At 34.9% G+C, this 18,094-nt stretch carries 18 protein-coding genes; 3 read left to right on the forward strand and 15 right to left on the reverse strand.

The genetic code is table 11. The features are described 5' to 3' along the window. Window positions 1-67: 67 nt before the first annotated feature. Complete coding sequence (locus VK90_RS06965; RefSeq protein ID WP_033719435.1) at window positions 68-313, forward strand: hypothetical protein; 246 nt, start codon at window positions 68-70, stop codon at window positions 311-313. Between the two features lie 69 nt (window positions 314-382). Here VK90_RS06965 and entD read toward each other — a convergent pair whose 3' ends face one another. From entD to VK90_RS07015, 10 genes are all read right to left on the reverse strand, one after another. Next, window positions 383-1,315 (reverse strand): cell wall-binding protein EntD, encoded by a 933-nt coding sequence (gene entD, locus VK90_RS06970; protein ID WP_048371513.1) that lies wholly within the window; start codon window positions 1,313-1,315, stop codon window positions 383-385. A gap of 349 nt (window positions 1,316-1,664) precedes the next feature. Next, on the reverse strand, window positions 1,665-3,521 hold the full coding sequence (locus VK90_RS06975) for a PTS fructose transporter subunit IIABC (RefSeq protein WP_048371514.1): 1,857 nt from the start codon (window positions 3,519-3,521) through the stop codon (window positions 1,665-1,667). Between the two features lie 13 nt (window positions 3,522-3,534). Continuing rightward, window positions 3,535-4,446, reverse strand: coding sequence for a 1-phosphofructokinase (gene pfkB, locus VK90_RS06980; RefSeq protein WP_048371516.1), 912 nt, complete (start codon window positions 4,444-4,446; stop codon window positions 3,535-3,537). Continuing rightward, window positions 4,443-5,195, reverse strand: a complete 753-nt coding sequence (locus VK90_RS06985) for a DeoR/GlpR family DNA-binding transcription regulator (RefSeq protein ID WP_048371518.1) — start codon at window positions 5,193-5,195, stop codon at window positions 4,443-4,445. Before VK90_RS06985 ends, pfkB begins: the two co-directional genes overlap by 4 nt. Window positions 5,196-5,353: 158 nt before the next feature. After that, window positions 5,354-6,517: an iron-containing alcohol dehydrogenase gene (locus tag VK90_RS06990; RefSeq protein WP_048371519.1), complete on the reverse strand. Its 1,164-nt coding sequence runs from the start codon at window positions 6,515-6,517 to the stop codon at window positions 5,354-5,356. 117 nt (window positions 6,518-6,634) lie between these two features. Continuing rightward, window positions 6,635-7,177, reverse strand: coding sequence for a DUF420 domain-containing protein (locus tag VK90_RS06995; protein WP_002173006.1), 543 nt, complete (start codon window positions 7,175-7,177; stop codon window positions 6,635-6,637). Between the two features lie 316 nt (window positions 7,178-7,493). Continuing rightward, a complete protein-coding gene (locus VK90_RS07000; protein WP_156185375.1) occupies window positions 7,494-7,808 on the reverse strand; it encodes a hypothetical protein in 315 nt (104 codons plus the stop codon). Between the two features lie 158 nt (window positions 7,809-7,966). Further along, entirely contained in the window at window positions 7,967-9,361 is a 1,395-nt protein-coding gene (gene gabP / locus VK90_RS07005; RefSeq protein WP_048371523.1) for a GABA permease, read from the reverse strand. A gap of 276 nt (window positions 9,362-9,637) precedes the next feature. After that, complete coding sequence (locus tag VK90_RS07010) at window positions 9,638-10,855, reverse strand: amidohydrolase (protein WP_048371525.1); 1,218 nt, start codon at window positions 10,853-10,855, stop codon at window positions 9,638-9,640. Window positions 10,856-10,977: 122 nt separating this feature from the next. Continuing rightward, entirely contained in the window at window positions 10,978-11,871 is an 894-nt protein-coding gene (locus tag VK90_RS07015; protein WP_048371527.1) for a metallophosphoesterase, read from the reverse strand. Between the two features lie 199 nt (window positions 11,872-12,070). Here VK90_RS07015 and VK90_RS07020 point away from each other — a divergent pair, with 199 nt between their 5' ends. Beyond that, on the forward strand, window positions 12,071-12,886 hold the full coding sequence (locus VK90_RS07020; RefSeq protein ID WP_048371528.1) for a formate/nitrite transporter family protein: 816 nt from the start codon (window positions 12,071-12,073) through the stop codon (window positions 12,884-12,886). 141 nt (window positions 12,887-13,027) lie between these two features. Further along, window positions 13,028-13,300 carry an HU family DNA-binding protein gene (locus tag VK90_RS07025; protein ID WP_001043913.1) on the forward strand — a complete coding sequence of 91 codons (273 nt, stop codon included), beginning with the start codon at window positions 13,028-13,030 and terminating at the stop codon, window positions 13,298-13,300. 19 nt (window positions 13,301-13,319) lie between these two features. Here VK90_RS07025 and VK90_RS07030 read toward each other — a convergent pair whose 3' ends face one another. From VK90_RS07030 to VK90_RS07050, 5 genes are all read right to left on the reverse strand, one after another. Next, window positions 13,320-13,799, reverse strand: a complete 480-nt coding sequence (locus tag VK90_RS07030; RefSeq protein WP_048371530.1) for a GNAT family N-acetyltransferase — start codon at window positions 13,797-13,799, stop codon at window positions 13,320-13,322. Window positions 13,800-13,941: 142 nt separating this feature from the next. Further along, window positions 13,942-16,359: a heavy metal translocating P-type ATPase gene (locus VK90_RS07035; protein ID WP_048371532.1), complete on the reverse strand. Its 2,418-nt coding sequence runs from the start codon at window positions 16,357-16,359 to the stop codon at window positions 13,942-13,944. Between the two features lie 98 nt (window positions 16,360-16,457). After that, window positions 16,458-16,664: a copper chaperone CopZ gene (copZ, locus tag VK90_RS07040; RefSeq protein WP_002173015.1), complete on the reverse strand. Its 207-nt coding sequence runs from the start codon at window positions 16,662-16,664 to the stop codon at window positions 16,458-16,460. 317 nt (window positions 16,665-16,981) lie between these two features. Further along, on the reverse strand, window positions 16,982-17,284 hold the full coding sequence (locus tag VK90_RS07045) for a metal-sensing transcriptional repressor (protein WP_000349636.1): 303 nt from the start codon (window positions 17,282-17,284) through the stop codon (window positions 16,982-16,984). A gap of 345 nt (window positions 17,285-17,629) precedes the next feature. Continuing rightward, complete coding sequence (locus VK90_RS07050; RefSeq protein ID WP_000849101.1) at window positions 17,630-17,857, reverse strand: hypothetical protein; 228 nt, start codon at window positions 17,855-17,857, stop codon at window positions 17,630-17,632. Window positions 17,858-18,094: the final 237 nt, after the last annotated feature.

Genomic DNA, 18,094 nt, shown 5'->3' on the forward strand with positions numbered 1-18,094 from the left:
AAAAAACATAGTTTGTCCAATTTTGCATATACATGATTAAAAATAGCTCAGAGAGGGTGCAATGACTATGAAACAAACCACTATCGATTTTTCATCATTAACAAAAGACCTCATTTTAGCTACTGCTACAAAAGAACAAAATTGTTCACAAGAAGAATTATACTTCGCCTTAAATTGTTTACTACGTTCCTTTCATTCTACCCTTCAAGAAACGACGTTACATCCAGAAAATAAAAATACAGAGTACATGCAAACTCAATTTTGCAGCGCGTATAAAATTATTACAGGTAAAACGGTTTATCCCTTTCAGTGAATCTCATATAAAAAAAGCGGCTACTTAGACATTTTCAAGCAGCCGTTTTTTTATTTTAATACAGATAAATTATTGTATAACTTTCACTTTAACGGATTTACGACCCCAACTATCCGCATTACCATCTGAACCAACTAGAACATCAATACGGTTTCCTTTAATCGCGCCACCAGTATCTCCAGCAATTGCTTCTCCATACCCTTCTACCCACACTTTTGATCCAAGAGGGATTACTTTCGGATCAACAGCAATAACTTTCATGTTTGGATTCGCTGTTAAATCATGACCCATCGCAGTTAACACTCGACCACCATATGTACCATTTTCACTTGGATTAGCTGTGTACGCTGTCGCTTCTACTGTTATTTCACGACCACCAGCTGGTGCATTTGTTTCAGTAGATTTCGCCACTGATTTAGCTGTCGGCTTCGCTTGCGCTTCTGGTTTACTTGTTTCTTCACTCTTAGCAGGTGCTTTTCTGTTAACTGCCGTATCATTTTTAACCGCCGTTTTCACCTTAGTTGGCGCTTCAGCTTGAGCAGGAATTTCTTTTCTTTCAATAACAGGTGCTGTACCTGTTAAAAAGGGTACGTGAACATATGCCGCTTTCCCACCATATTCGAATTGTAACCATTCGTTTTGCACTTGATTTGTCGTTTCAATCACGTCATCTTTTTTTAGCGTGCCAAGAATTTCTGAGTCAGTATTCGCTCCAGCACGAACGTTTAATACGTTTGCTGTTACATAATAAGTACTTTTCGTAAACTCAGCACTTACAAACGCTTCTTTACCGTCTAATTTAATTTTTGACCATCCGTTTTCTGTATTTATAACATCTAATTTATTTCCACTTAACATTTTACCTACAAGTTTTGATTCTACAGTTGGGGTTTCCCTAACGTTTAATACATCTGTCGTTACAATCGTTTCTGCTTTTGCAGAACCTACAAAAATCCCAAGACCAAAAACTGCTGCCGTTGCTATACCTAATAATTTTTTCATGAATAGCCTCCATTCGCTTTGTTTTCGTGTTCTCATTATAGCAACAGTTTTTTACGGAATTTCGAAAATCACAAAATTACAAAGCATTCGTAACAAACGATTAATGATTTGTAACATAAATTTCCATATTAAAGAATTGTATTTCTACCAAAATTATCAATAGTTTTCATATATTTCCCACATATTAGTATGAGAGTTTTTTTCCAGAAAAAATTACAATATTACTGTTTTGTTACAAAAAAATCGTTTTCCATTACATCTTTTACCAAAATCCATCATGATTCAATTATTAAACCACTTTTTTGTAATAAAAAAGGAACAGCTCCCGCTAGCTGTCCCTTTTTACCTTTTAATTAACTTTTTTCTTCCAAATCCCCATCATAAGAGCCGAAACAACTGCCCCTATTAATATAGAGAAAATATATAGCCAAGGTTTATTTACTAATGCGATGACAAAAAGTCCACCATGCGGTGCTGGCAATGTAATTTGAAATAACATAGATAAGGCACCTGCAATACTTGAACCAACAACACAACTTACAATTACTCGAACCGGATCTGCAGCTGCAAATGGAATCGCACCTTCTGTAATAAATGACGCTCCCATAATATAATTTGTTAAGCCAGATTTACGTTCTGCTTCTGTAAACTTCGTTTTGAAGATTGTAGTTGCTAGTGCGATTGCAAGTGGAGGTACCATACCACCAGCCATAACTGCTGAATGTACACCAAAGTTTCCTGCCGCAATTGCAGCGATACCGAATGTAAACGCCGCTTTATTAATTGGTCCTCCCATATCAATTGCCATCATACCACCTAAAATTAAACCTAATAGTATAGCATTTGTACCACCTAAACTATTTAACCAACTCGTTAACATTTCATTTAACGCAACTACAGGTGGATTGACTACTTTTAACATGATAACACCTGTAATTAATAACCCAAATACCGGATATAGCAAGACCGGTTTAATCCCTTCTAACTGCGCTGGCAAACCAGAAAATAGCTTTTTCAAACCGACAACAACATATCCTGCTAAGAAACCTGCAATTAATCCACCTAAAAATCCAGCATTCGCTTGTGCTGCTAAAAAGCCACCAACAACACCAGGCATAAAACTAGGACGATCAGCAATAGAGCTTGCAATAAATCCAGCTAAAATTGGAACAAGGAATAAGAAAGCTCCTTTTTCTCCACCACCAATAGCCATTAATATTTCAGCAATGGGACCTTTTGCCTTAATTCCACCGAACATAAATGCTAGTGCGATTAAAATCCCGCCACCAACAACGAATGGAAGCATATTACTTACACCGCTCATTAAATGCTTATAGATTCCTAACCCTTTTCCTTTCTCAACACTTTCTGCCTTCCCATTCTCTTTAACACCTTTAAAGATTGGCGCATCCTGTTTTACAGCTCTATTAAGAAGGATTTCAGTTTTTCTAATACCATCAGCTACCGGCACTTGAATGACATGCTTCCCAGCGAAACGGTTCATTTCTACTTGTTTATCTGCAGCGACAATAATTGCTGTTGCACGATCGATATCCTCTTTCGTTAAACCGTTCTTTACACCTGTTGATCCATTCGTTTCAACTTTAATCGCAATCCCTAACTCTGCCGCTTTTGCTTTCAAACTATCAGCAGCCATATATGTGTGAGCGATACCAGTCGGACAAGCTGTAACAGCTAATACATATGGTTCATTCCCTTCTGGCTTTGCTACTTCAACTTCTTCTTCTTTTTCATTCTCTTTTTCATCAAATAAACGGAGAAGTTCATCTTCATCCTTTGCTTCTAATAATTGCTTGCGAAACCCTTCATCCATCAATAACGTAGAGAGACGAGATAACGTTTCTAAATGAGTATTATTCGCCCCTTCACTTGCAGCAATCATAAAAAACAAATGTGCGGGCTGTCCATCAAGCGATTCATAGTTGATACCGCTTACACTTCTGCCAAAACAAATCGCTGGTTGCTTAACTGCCTTCGTCTTCGCATGAGGTATTGCAATACCTTCACCAATTCCAGTTGTACTTTGTGACTCACGCTTTAAAATAGCTTCTTTAAATTCAGCCTTACTATTTAAACGATTTGCTCCGTTTAATTTCTCAACTAATTCATCTATGACAGCTTCTTTATTTGAAGCTGTCAAATTCATAATGACTGTATCCCTTTTTAATAGTTCTGTAATTTTCATATGTTGTTTCCCCCTATCGCTTTGTGACAATTACTTGCGACAATAATTCTTCTACTTTTTCCTTTGTACATAAATCTGCTGAAAATGCTGTTGCACTCCCTGTTGCAACACCATATTGAAATGCCTTTTCAATATCTTTTGTCTGTTCATATTTCCCTACAAATCCTGCAACAAGAGAATCCCCTGCTCCAACTGAGTTAATAACAATACCTTTCGGGACAGTCGCCTCATATATACCTTCTGCCGTAAATAATAAAGCTCCATCTCCGGCCATTGATACTATAACGTGCTCTACACCTTGTTCGATTAATTTTCTTCCATACGGTAAAATGTCTTCTACTGTTGAAAGCTCCACTCCAAATAACTCACCAAGTTCATGATGATTTGGCTTTATTAAAAATGGGTTATTTTTAATTACATGTTTTAACGCACTTCCACTTGCATCTGCTACTACACGAATACCTTTTTCTGCTCCAAACGCTGCGATTGATTCATAAAAGGTAGTTGGAATAGAAGCTGGTACACTTCCTGCTAGTACAACACAATCTCCAAGTTGCATACTTTCAATTTTTTTCATTAACTGCCCAAATTGCTCATTTGTCACAATAGGACCTTGTCCATTTAACTCTGTTTCTTCTTGTCCTTTTATTTTCACATTAATTCGTGAATCTCCGTCTACTTGTACGAAGTTTGTTGTTACACCTTCATCATGTAATACATTTTCAATAAATTGACCAGTAAATCCACCTGTAAAACCAAGCGCTACATTTTCAACACCTAAACGATGAAGAACACGAGAAACATTGATTCCTTTTCCTCCAGGAAACTTCATATCTTTCTCCGCTCGGTTTACTGTTCCTAAATCGAAAGAATTAACTTGTACTACGTAATCAATAGATGGGTTTAAAGTAACTGTATAGATCATTGTTTATCAGCCTCAATTACATTGGTTTGTCTTTTATATTTTTCTAAATCAATTTCTAAATAGTTTGTAATAATGTTTGCCTCTTCAACATTTGCAATTTTCGCAAACGCAACTTCTGAAAATTTACTTTCATCAATTAAGAAATACCCTTCGTTTGCTAATGTTAATGCCATTTTTTTCAAAAGTGCTTCTTCTGGATCTGGTGTTGTATACCCTAACTGTTCATGTACACCATTAGCTCCTAAAAAGCATTTATCAAAACGATATTTTTGCATACTTTCCTGTGCCATGGCACCAATTAAAGCTTTCGTCCTACTCTTCATCATTCCGCCTAGTAAATACGCCCGAATGTTATTTTCAACTAAAGCTTCAATATGCATAAGACCATTTGTAACGACAGTAACATCTTTATTTATTAAAAACGGAATCATTTCAAAAGTCGTACTTCCTGCATCTAAATAAATGCAATCACCTTGTTCAACAATGCTAGCGGCATACTTGGCAATTTGTTGTTTTATATGAATGTTTTTGGATGATTTTTCAACCATCGTTGGCTCTTGCCCTTTTCCAGTTAATATAGAGGCACCGCCATGAACTCTTTTTAATAACCTTTGTTTTTCCAATTGCGCTAAATCACGACGAATTGTCGATTCAGAGCTTTCCGTTCTTTCAACTAATTGCTGCAATTTAACAACTTTCTGTTCCTTTACAAGCTGTAGTATCATTTGATGACGTTCAGGAGTTAACATTTTATTCACCTCTCCTTTGATTACAGTATAATGAAAACGATCACAAAAATCAATCAAAATCAATCAAAAATAATCACTAACATTCAATTCCGTTAATAAACAATCAAAAAAGACCCTATTTGATACTCCGATCAAATAGGGTCTCACTCTCAAATTGCTTATAAAGAAGCTTTATAAATTTCAAGAACATCATCTTTATTTAATTTTTTAAAGTTACCGAATTCACCATAAGCCATCGCTTTATCCGCCATTAAGTCAATTTCATTTTCCCCAATGCCGTAATCTGCTAATGTTACTGGCGCTTCAATTGACGTCCAAAACTGGCGTAATGCTTCAATCCCCGCTATTGCAATTTCTTTATCTGTTTTCCCATCTGATTCTACATTGAACACACGAATAGCGAACTGTTTAAAACGATTCACATTCTCATCCACAACATGCTTCATCCAGTTCGGGAATAAAATCGCGAGGCCACCTCCATGTGGTATATCATGAACTGCAGAAACTGCATGCTCAATATTATGGGTTGCCCAATCTCCTCTTACTCCCATCGCTAAAATACCGTTTAACGCCATCGTTCCACAATATAGAATTGTTTCTCTGTGCTCATAACTTTCTAGATCATTTAAAAGCTTAGGAGCTGTTTCTATTACTGTTTTTAAAATCGATTCACAATACCGATCTTGTAGTTCTGTATTTGTTCCATGGTGGAAATATTGTTCTAATACGTGCGACATAATATCGACCATACCATAAATTGTTTGATTTCTCGACACAGACGCAGTATGAACTGGATCTAAAATTGAAAACTGAGGGAATGTAACTGGACTGCCCCAGCCATACTTTTCATTTGTTGCCCAGTTTGTAATTACAGAGCCTGCATTCATTTCAGAACCTGTTGCCGCAAGAGTTAGAACAGTACCGAATGGCAACGCTTCGCTAGCAAATGCTTTTTTCGTTACAATATCCCATACATCTCCATCATATTTACTACCAGCAGCAATCGCTTTCGTACAGTCAATTACACTTCCTCCACCAACTGCTAAAATAAATTCAACTCCATTGTCTTTACAAATTTGAATCCCTTTCTTTACAGTTGATAAACGAGGATTCGGTTCAACACCTGTCAACTCAAACACTTCCGCATTTATATCTTTTAAAATAGAAATTACATTATCATAAATACCGTTTCTTTTAATACTTCCTCCTCCATATACGAGAAGAACTTTTTTACCGAACTGTGGAATTTCAGTTTTTAACTGCTCTAATTGTCCTTTACCAAAAATAAGTTTTGTTGGATTACGAAATACAAAATTTTGCATATTCTTATTTACCACCCTTCTATATTAAAAGCAACTATACTTTTGTATACCATATTTTTAAAATTTCACAAACAAATTTGCTTAACAAAAAAATCCCAGCCTCTAGGCTGAGATTTTTTATTGATAATAAGGTGAGATCATTAAGTAAACAATAACACCAGATAAGCTTACATATAACCAAATTGGCATCGTCCAACGTACAATTTTACGGTGACGTGTTAATTGATTCGTAAAACCAAATACAAGTGCGAACAATGCAAGTGGTACGATAATCGCTGCAAGGATAATATGTGTAATTAAAATGAAGAAATACACATATTTAATGAAACCTTCTCCTCCAAAATGCGTTGCTGGTGCCAAGTAATGATACGATAAATATGACACACAAAATAATAAAGTCGTTGTAAATGCTGCAAGAATAAAACCACGGTGCATTTTTACATTCTTTTTAATAATAGAGAATAAAGCTGCTAATAAAAATACAAACGTAAAACTATTAAAAATTGCATTTAACATTGGTAAGATAGTTACATCAAAATGTAATTCTCCTTCATATCCAACAGGTCCAAAGAACAAAAATAAAATAATCGCGTTTACAATTACAGAAAGCGTTATCACAATAGGAGCATAGCTTTTCTGATTTGTTGATTGATCTACCAAATTGGTCACTCCTCTTCTTTCAAATATGTATAATTAACCTCACTATTTTAACATATTATTCACGGTGTAAATGTGACAATACTTTGACACAGTAAGATTAAACAAAGAAAAAATCCTTCTTAACAATACTTCTTAAGAAGGATTTTATCGCTTTATTATTCAAATAGCAATGCGATTAGTTTTTGTTAAAAAACGTACTGCTATACGCTTGAAATATTTCAGACACCTGATATCCCATTAATGAAATTGCTGTTAATGAAAAGAAACCAATCATAAGAAATCGAAACCACATATAAATCTCCTCCTTGTATTTAGCTTAAAAAGCGTTGGCTATATAACAAGTTGGATGGCATTCTTCTTCGTCACTTTCCTTCTTCTTCACAATCGCCGTTATAAAACGAATCATAAAGAATATAACAAAAGGAATTTGTTCGTATTTTACATTGGCATAGTTTAGCAACGGCTCACGTTGCAAATCGAACGGGGATGAGAAGGAATAGAACATACCTTGCTCTTCCATATATACAATTACAATTTTCATGCAAAATAATATCCCAAGAAACGAAACAATATCTTGCCACTCTGTCGTATATAGCAGATTATACAGGTCTAATACGTACTCTTCCATCATCATCCCCCCCTTCCTTTTTTACCATTTTGCTCTCCTTCATATAAAAAGTCAAGAAAAAAGTTCATTTCCACTATGCTAATAGTAATTACTTGTTTCTTTACTTATATATGAATCTTTTCTAGCAATGATTGGATGTAACTTTCTTTGAAAACAAGAAATTAGAATCGCACAGATTCTTCATTCCTATTTTTAGGACTCAAAGCTGAACTAGTTTTATTTCTATTAAAAATAAAATAAGAAACTATAATAAGAACTGTAACAATCATCGTTAAAATCGCTTGTGAACGTAAGGATTCAATTGCAAACATTGCAACTAAAACTGCTATAATAGCGGCAATTGTAACATACGTTAAGTACGGGAAAAGCCACATTTTCACTTTCAAATCTTCTTGTTCTACTTTCCCCATTTTTTTACGCATCTTTAAATGCGAAACTGCAATAACGAGATAAACTAGTAACGCAATCCCACCAGATGCATTCACCAAAAATAAAAAAACTTTATCTGGAGATATGTAGCTAAATACAACACCGATATAGGCGAAGAAAGTTCCAAATAAAACTGCCCGAACAGGAACACCACTACTGTTCAACTTTAAAAATGCCTTTGGAGCATCTCCTCTTTCTGCCATAGAAAATAGCATTCTTGAGTTCGTATATAAACCTGAATTCAAACATGAAAGTACAGCTGTTAAAACGATAAAATTCATAATCTGTGCTGCCGCTGGTATCCTTATATGTTCAAGTACCGCTACAAACGGACTTTTTAGTATGTTTGCTGAATTCCATGGGAGAAGCGTAACAACTACCGCTATAGATCCAATAAAAAATACAAGAATACGCCAAATCACGCTATTTGTTGCTGTTTTTACTGCTTTTACAGGTTCAGCAGACTCACCAGCCGCTACTGCTACGATTTCTGATCCCATAAATGAAAATATAACAACTGTAATACCAAGCAACACCGAACTTATACCATTTGGCATAAATCCACCTTGTCCAATTAAATTTGAAGTACCAGGTGCTTCCGTTCCTGGGACAAGTCCTAAAATAACAGCAAGTCCAAGAGAAAGGAACAAAACAATACTTATTACTTTAATAAAAGAAAACCAATATTCAAACTCTCCAAATGATTTCACCGAAAAAACATTCGTTAACGTTAATAATATTGTTAATATTAAGCTCAATAACCAAAGCGGGATTTGCGGAATCCAATATTGAATAATACCAGCACCTGCTGTCGCTTCTATCGCAATTACAATTACCCAGAAAAACCAATATAGCCATCCAATTGTATAACCCGCCCATGGACCAATTGCTTCTCGTGCATATGTTGCAAATGAACCACTTGTCGGGTTAATAGCTGCCATTTCCCCCAACATTCTCATGACGAAAACGACTAGAAGTCCCGCTAATGCATATGAAACGATAGAACCTGGTCCTGCAGAATGCACAACTGCACCACTTCCAACAAACAAACCAGCCCCTATTACGCCGCCAATTGAAATCATTGTAATGTGGCGTATTTTAAGGTCTTTCTTAAGATTTTTATCCAACTCTTGTACATCCCCTTCCAAACTTGTTTTTGAAATTTATGTAAGAGTATTATGCAAAAAAATCTTGTCCTACACTTTTAAATATATCAAAATATTCTGAATTTAACAATTATAATTCAACTTCCTACAGAAATTATTACATTAAGTTTAATAATTTTCTATACACAGCGGTTTAATGTCTTGGTCCATTAATTTTGATGCTATTCCCTCTCAAAAATAACAAAAGCAACAATAGGTTACTTTACATAACCTATTGTTGCTTTTTATTTATACAAATTACTTTGTCACATTCACATCTAAAGTTTTAAGAGATTCTTTTCCATCCCTTAAATAACTATTTACAAGAGTTAAAAGTAATTTTCCGCCAACCAACATCGCACGTTCATCAAAATCAAATTGAGGATGATGATGTGGATATGTTGCACCTATTTCTTCATTACCTGCACCTGTAAAGAAAAATGCTCCTGAAACATTTTCTAAGTAGTATGCAAAATCTTCACCACCCATAATCGGTGGCACTTCGATGACTCTGTCTCTTCCAAGATCACGTTCCGCAATCGCCATAAAATAATTCGTTTCTTCTAAATGATTTATTAATATTGGATAACCCCGTTTATATTGAATATTAACTTCAGCATGAAGAGACTGGCAAATCCCCTCAACAACTCGTTTAAATTCCTTCTCCATAAATTCTCTCACTTCAGGATCTAACGTCCGAATTGTTCCTGTAAATGTAGCAGTATCCGCAATAATATTATCCGCTTGACCAGCATGGAATGTACCAACTGTTAATACAGCAGATTGTAACGGATCTACTTTTCTACTAACTAATAGTTGCAACTGATTAATAACTTGTGTCGCAACGATAATGGCATCCACAGTATGATGTGGCATTCCTCCGTGACCACCTCGCCCTTGAATCTTCACTTCAAAACTATCCGCTGCTGCCATCATCGCCCCAGCCCTCGCACCTACAATTCCTAGGGGCATTTGAGAAGATAAATGTGTACCAAAAACAACATCTACTCCTTCTAAACAGCCGTCCTCAATCATAGCAATTGCCCCGCCAGGTTCTTTCTCTTCTGCATGTTGATGAATAAGTACTATTTTTCCAGAAATCTGGTCTCGGTTATCACTTAATACTTTTGCAATTCCTAAAAGTGTTGCTGTATGTCCATCATGCCCACAAGCATGCATTACGCCAGGAACCTTTGATTTATATGAGACTTGTTTTTCATCTTGAATAGGTAGTGCATCAAAATCAGCACGTAACGCTATCGTCTTCCCAGGTCTTCTACCTTCAATTACGCCAATTACGCCTCTTCCACCTACATCTGTTTTCACATCAATATGAAAACTTTTTAAGATTTCAGCTATTTTTTTCGGTGTTTCTATTTCTTGAAACGATAGCTCTGGGTATTGATGAAAATCTCTTCGCCACGAAACCATTTGGTTATATAAACTTTCCAATTCTTTATGCCATGTTTCTATCATAGAAATTCCCCTTTCTTTTTAACACTTCAAATAAAAAGTACACAATATTCAGATTTTAATCAATAAAAAAAGAACTTTCTATTAAAAATTCTCTTTTTTTCAAACATGTTAAACGCCCTATTCTAATTACTATTTTTCTTCAATACAAAAACCGAAAGTTCCGGTACACTCCAAAACCTAACAGGCATTCTAGTCGTCCCAATACCTCGATTTACATATAAATGTAATGACTTACTCTTTCCTTCTAATTCATACATTCCTTCAACATACTTCTCAGCTAATTTTGTGGTAATTAAAGGGCCCGCAAAGGGAATCTGAACTTGTCCTCCGTGACTATGTCCTGACATTTGAAAATCAACTGGATAACGAGCTACTTTATCTACAACATCAGGCTCATGTACTAATAGCATATTGAAATCTTGTTGTCTTAAGTTTTTTAAAGTCGAGTCTATTTGTGGTTTCCCTAATAAGAAATCATCCAAACCTGATATTGTAATGTACTTGCCATTTTCCACTTTAATTTTCTGTACTTCATTTACTAAAACAGAAAAACCGGCTTCCTCCATGTACTTTTTGTAGAATAAACTACCGCCCCCACCTCTATCATGATTCCCAAACACAGCATACTTTCCGAGAGGAGCATGAATTCCCCTCAAAATTTCTTTCGCCTCTTCTCTTTCCGCATTATAGGTCCCAAACTTATCTATTAAATCCCCTGTAAAAACTACTATATCTGGACGTAACTCATTCATCTTTCCCACAAGATTATCTAGTTGTTTCAATGTAAACTCTGGTCCTAAATGTACATCTGAGAATTGCAATATCTTTTTATTGTTAAACTCTTTAGGAATCGTAGGAGATTCTATTTCATTCCATGTGACCGCTACTAATCTTCGTTCTATTTCTGTTGCATAGAAATACAAGCTAGCTGGAATAATTAATATACTTAATAAACTAATAATAAATTTCTTTAAAATTGATTTTTTTTGATTTTTTTTTACATGATGCGTATTCACGTTTTCACCTCTAGATGTAGTTTAAAACCTTTTTGTTACATTGATGTGACACCATGAAAAAATGTTAAGCTGCACTCGATTTTATCCCCATCTAAATTTGACAAATTTATACACATTTCATAACATATTTTTATAATACATAGATTGTTAAAAATGTTTCTTCTATTCGTTCCATCACTTTATTACGGAGGGGTTATTCATGTCTGTATGTACACCAGAAGAGATTACTGAACTTGCTGCTAATTCCGGAAGAAAAAAAGCTCATTTATCATTACTCCCTATGCTAATTCTCGGATTTTTTGGTGGCGCTTTTATTGCATTAGGGTATTTACTCGATATTCATGTTATTGGGACAATGCCAAAATCTTGGGGATCATTTACTAGTTTTTTAGGTGCCGCTGTCTTCCCTATCGGTCTTATACTCGTTATTCTTGCGGGCGGTGAACTAGTAACCGGAAACATGATGACAGTTTCAATGGCTTGGCTTCATAAAAAAATCACCTTATTTCACTTAATACGAAATTTAGTTATTGTTACGTTTAGCAATTTCATCGGTGCTGTATTCGTTGCTTATTTTTTCGGCCATATTGTCGGATTAACGGAGGGGGCTTTTTTAGGGAAAACAGTGTCTATTGCACAAGCTAAACTACAAGATACGCCACTACAAGCATTCATATCTGCAATTGGATGTAATTGGCTCGTTTGTTTAGCTGTTTGGCTCAGTATGGGAAGTAAAGAATTTAGCGGAAAGATTATCGGTATTTGGTTCCCCGTTATGACTTTCGTTGCGATTGGGTTCCAACACATTGTAGCTAATATGTTTGTCATCCCAGCCGCAATTTTTTCTGGTCATTTAACTTGGATTGAGTATTTTCCAAACTTCATTTTTGTTTTCTTCGGGAATTTAGTAGGGGGTATGTTATTTGTAGCATTACCGTATTTCATATCTTATAATAAGAAACTATCTTCCAATAAAGAACAAACTGAATTAAAGAACAAATCTGTATCCGCTTAAATTGAATGGCTATAAAGTGGTCCTAAAAAATATTACAAATTTCATTTTTTTCGTGAATATATCTACGTACACTTGTTCTCGGATGTTTTATACGTTATAATAACAACTTAAATAGCATTATTTACATATGAGGTGAAAAACATGAATAAAACAGAATTAATTAAAAGCGTAGCACAAAATGCTGAGATTTCTCAAAAAGAAGCTACTGTAGTTTTACAAACTGTAGTAGAATCAATCACTAACACTTTAGCTGCTGGTGAAAAAGTACAACTTATCGGATTCGGTACTTTCGAAGTTCGTGAAAGAGCTGCTCGTACAGGCCGTAACCCACAAACTGGTGAAGAAATGCAAATCGCAGCTTCTAAAGTACCTGCTTTCAAAGCTGGTAAAGAACTAAAAGAAGCTGTAAAATAATGAAAAATAGCCTTCTCATTTATGAGAAGGCTATTTTTTTCATTACATAATTAATAAAAATCTGACCATTATGCTGTTTATTTTGTTCCTTTATGCAAATAAAACCTTTGCTTTCAAAGAAGGGTTTTGCTGTAATACTCGCCTCTGTATATATATATCTATGCTGCAAGTTCACTGCTTCTTTTTCTAACTTCTGTAGTATGTAGGAAGCTATCCCTTTTCCTTGATAATCTTTATGCGTAAATAAGCGATCTACATAATGGTCCTCATTATAATCCCCAAATCCTACTATCACACCTTTATAATCTGCAACATAACAAATATTCTTTTCTAAAGATTGTAGCCAGCTTTCTCTTTCTAGTCTCTCTGGTGCCCAAGCATTTAACTGTAACGTATTATAATCTTTTGCATTAACCGTATGAACCGTTTCATAAAATAATTGTAATACTTGTTCTAAATCCTCTTTCTGGAATGTTCTAATTATAATATCTTTAAACATGTATAAATCTCCTCATCAAGCTACCGCTTCTATCTTTCCTATATTATATCTTTTTCTTTCTATACAAAAAAACAATACTTATTCAAAGTATTGTTTTTTTGTTTAAAAGCATATTCAATTACTCTATAAAGTGAAACTTTTACTATTTTAATTTAACTCTTTGCAATCTTAATGCATTTAATACAACTGATACAGAGCTAAATGCCATCGCTGCACCTGCAACCCAAGGAGCTAAGAAACCGAACGCCGCAATTGGAATTCCTAGGCCGTTATAGGCTAATGCCCAGAATAGGTTTTGCTTAATATTTCTAATCGTCATTTTACTCATGAAGATTGCATCAGCAATACTATTTAAGTCACCACGGATTAATGTAATATCCGCTGCTTCCATTGCTACATCTGTCCCCGTTCCAATTGCCATTCCAATGTCAGCTGTAGCAAGAGCAGGAGCATCATTTATTCCATCTCCAACCATAGCCACTCTCTTACCGCTAGCTTGAAGTTTTTTTACTTCTTCTGCTTTTCCTTCTGGTAATACTTCTGCGATTACGTGATCAATACCAACTTGCTTAGCAATTGCTTGGGCAGTCTGTGTATTATCACCTGTAATCATAACAACGTCTAGACCCATTTTCTTAAGTCTTGCAATTGCTGCTTTTGAAGTATCTTTTACAGTATCCGCAACAGCAACAATTCCAGCATATTCCTTATCTATTGCTATAAGCATTGCTGTTTTTCCTTCTCGCTCTAGTTCTTCCATCGATTTAGAAACTTCTTCAATATCAATATTAAATTTCATCATTAATCGGCGTGTACCAATTAATAACTTTTTCCCTTCTACAACCGACTCAATACCAAATCCAGGAATTGCTTCAAACGTTTCTGAACTTGGGATATCAATTCCCTTTTCTTTAATTCCTTCTACAATCGCTTCTGCAAGTGGATGTTCAGAATTTTTTTCTGCTGCGCCGACTAATTTTAATATTTCTTTCTCTTCAAATCCATCTGCTACAATTACATCTGTTAATGTCGGTTTTCCATTTGTAACTGTACCTGTTTTGTCTAAAATAATCGTATCTAATCGATGCGTCGCTTCTAGATGCTCTCCACCTTTAAATAAAATTCCGTATTCAGCTGATCTTCCTGATCCCGCCATAATAGATGTTGGTGTTGCAAGACCTAAAGCACATGGGCATGCGATAACAAGTACTGCTATCATTTTCTCAAGCGCTCCTCCAAAATCACCAGGTGTAACAAATACCATCCATACTACAAAAGTGATAATAGCAATCCCAACTACAACAGGTACGAAAATACCTGAAATTTGATCCGCTACCCTTTGAATAGGAGCTTTCGAACCTTGAGCCTCTTCTACTACTTTAATAATTTGTGCTAATGCAGTGTCTCTTCCTACTTTAGTTGCCTTAACTTTTAAAAATCCATTTTTATTCATTGTAGAACCAATTACTACATCCCCGATTGTTTTATCAACTGGAATACTCTCACCTGTTAACATCGATTCATCTATCGCTGATTTTCCTTCTACAATTTCCCCATCTACTGGGATTTTTTCGCCAGGTTTTACATAGACGATATCACCTGCTACCACTTCTTCGATTAAAATTTTCATTTCTGTTCCATCTCGTACAACTGTAGCAGTTTTCGCCTGTAATCCCATCAATTTTTTAATAGCTTCTGATGAACGCCCTTTTGCTTTTGCCTCGAATAATTTACCTAAAATAATTAATGTAATAAGTACCGCGCTCGTTTCAAAATATAAATCTGTCATATGTTCCGAGGAACCAATTGATTGAATACTTAAATAAACACTATAGAAATAAGCTGCGGACGTTCCAAGTGCCACAAGAACATCCATGTTTGCACTTTTATTGCGCAATGCTTTATAAGCACCTATATAAAACTGACCTCCAATTATAAACTGCACTGGAGTTGCAAGAGCTAGCTGCACCCACGGATTCATAAGCATATCAGGTAAATAAATAAACGATGTAAATGAGAAGTGACTTACCATTGCCCACAATAACGGAAATGATAAAACAAACGAAATAATAAACTTTTTCTTTTGTCGCTCAATTTCTTGTAATCGATGATCTGTTGATGAATTTTGCTCATCTGACTTTACTTCTAATTTATATCCTAACTTTGTAATCGTGCTCTTCATTTCATTAACACTAATTTCATCAGGATTAAATTCTACAGTAGCTGATTCTAAAGCGAAATTTACTGTCGCCTTACTCACACCATCTAGCCTATTTAAACGTTTTTCCACCCTATTCGCACATGCAGCGCACGTCATTCCTGATACCATAAACTCTGCCTTATCACTTACAATACCATATCCTAACGATTCAACTTTTTCTTTAAACTTTTGAGGATTTGTTTGAGTTGGATCGTACAAAATTTTTGTTTTTTCAAGCGCAAAATTTACATTTGCCTCTTGAACACCTTCTACTTTTTTAAGACCTTTTTCAATTCTATTCGCACATGCGGCACATGTCATTCCTGATATTTGAAAATTGGCTTCTTTTTGTTCATTCATTTCATTCACCTCTACCACATACCCTCAAGAGGTATATTTGTTAGCAAAATAAATCGCACTTTATTTAAAGTACGATTTATTCCCCTATTTAAAAATTATTATATAACATCGTATCCTTGATCTTCGATTACACTAACAATATCTTTTAAAGTAATGATTGATGAGTCAATGGTAACTTCAACAGTTCCTTCTGCTAATTGCACTTTTACTTGTTCAACACCATTTAGTTCTTTCACATTACTTTCAATAGAATTTACACAATGTCCACAAGACATACCCTCAACCTTTAATGTTAACTGTTCCATTTAAAATCCTCCTCTTGTTCATTCATTGTTTGTTAATCACAACCCTATCTTACCATACCCCCCTAAGGTAATCAATGGTTTTGTATAATGATTTTTATATTTTTTTATAAGTTCCTTGTTTTCTCTTATCCCACACAGCCTTCTTTGAAATAAATCCATTCATTCCACGACAAAACATACAGGTACCCCTTATAGGTACATGAAATAAGTTTAATCAATCGAACTATTAAGTACACGCTTAAACTCCCTATACTAAGCTTTGAGGTAAAAGTCTTAAATAAACAAAAAAACAAGCTAGTCAAATACTAGCTTGTTTCTTAAGCCTTTGAAAATCGTTCAAATACGGTCATTAATTCTTCAATTGCTTCGTCACCATTACCATCCTTAATAGCACCAGAAACACAATGACTTGTATGATTTTTGAGAACACCCATTCCTACTTTTTTCATCGCTGCATTAATCGCTGAAATTTGCACTAAAATATCTACACAATAGCGATCATTTTCTATCATATTTTGAATACCACGGACTTGTCCTTCAATTCGCTTTAATCTATTTATAATTTGCTCTTTTTCTTTTTCTGATCTATGTGTTACTGCTTCATGTTCTTTATGATCCATATTATCACCTTCTTAAAGTTTCTCTTCATCTGATAAAAATAAATGTCTTTTTGAGTATATCAATTATAGCATTAAATATCTATGTATTGATACCCCATATGAGTATCTAATGTTCATATGATTATTCTTAACAAATTATTAGCTTCTCAATCTCAATTGTCATTATACCCTGTCCTTTTTCAAAAAAGCATAAAGTCCGCTGCAAAACTCAATAAAGTGAAACTTTAATCAGCGAGGGTTTTGTTCATCTCTCATTCATTATTAACCCGCAAATAGCTGGATAAATAAAAGCCTCAATCTTCACATATTTGAATTGAGGCTTTTTTCTTCCTATTATATATAAAATTATTGTTGATCACATACTTTTGTGTCATTCACTACTGAATTTCCTTCAACAGTTACCGTATGAAAACAGTCATTTACTCGAACAGTAACAACATTATCTTGCCGATCAATGATATGATATTCATTAAAATTTTTATTTAGAGCACTACGAATTTGCTCTCCTTCATAAATTGGAATGCCATGTGATAAAACCCAAATAAGCCCAGCGATAGCAAGAATAGTTTTCATACGATCTACCTCCTTGAGAATAAAGTGAACTTTTAATCGGTGTTTATTTCAGCCCTACTAATCATTAGTTGAATCAGTCGAGCTTTTATGGGGATAAGTTCATTTCGTCTATTTTATGTTTATGCTAATTGTGACGGAATTGTGACAACTTTTTGTCTCTTTAGACGAAAAGTTGAAACAAAACTTTCAAAAAGGACAATTCTACTTACAGAAATGAAAAGGCTATGGAGGAAATTC

The sequence above is a fragment of the Bacillus sp. LK2 genome (genome assembly GCF_001043575.1).
Classification (GTDB): domain Bacteria; phylum Bacillota; class Bacilli; order Bacillales; family Bacillaceae_G; genus Bacillus_A; species Bacillus_A paramycoides.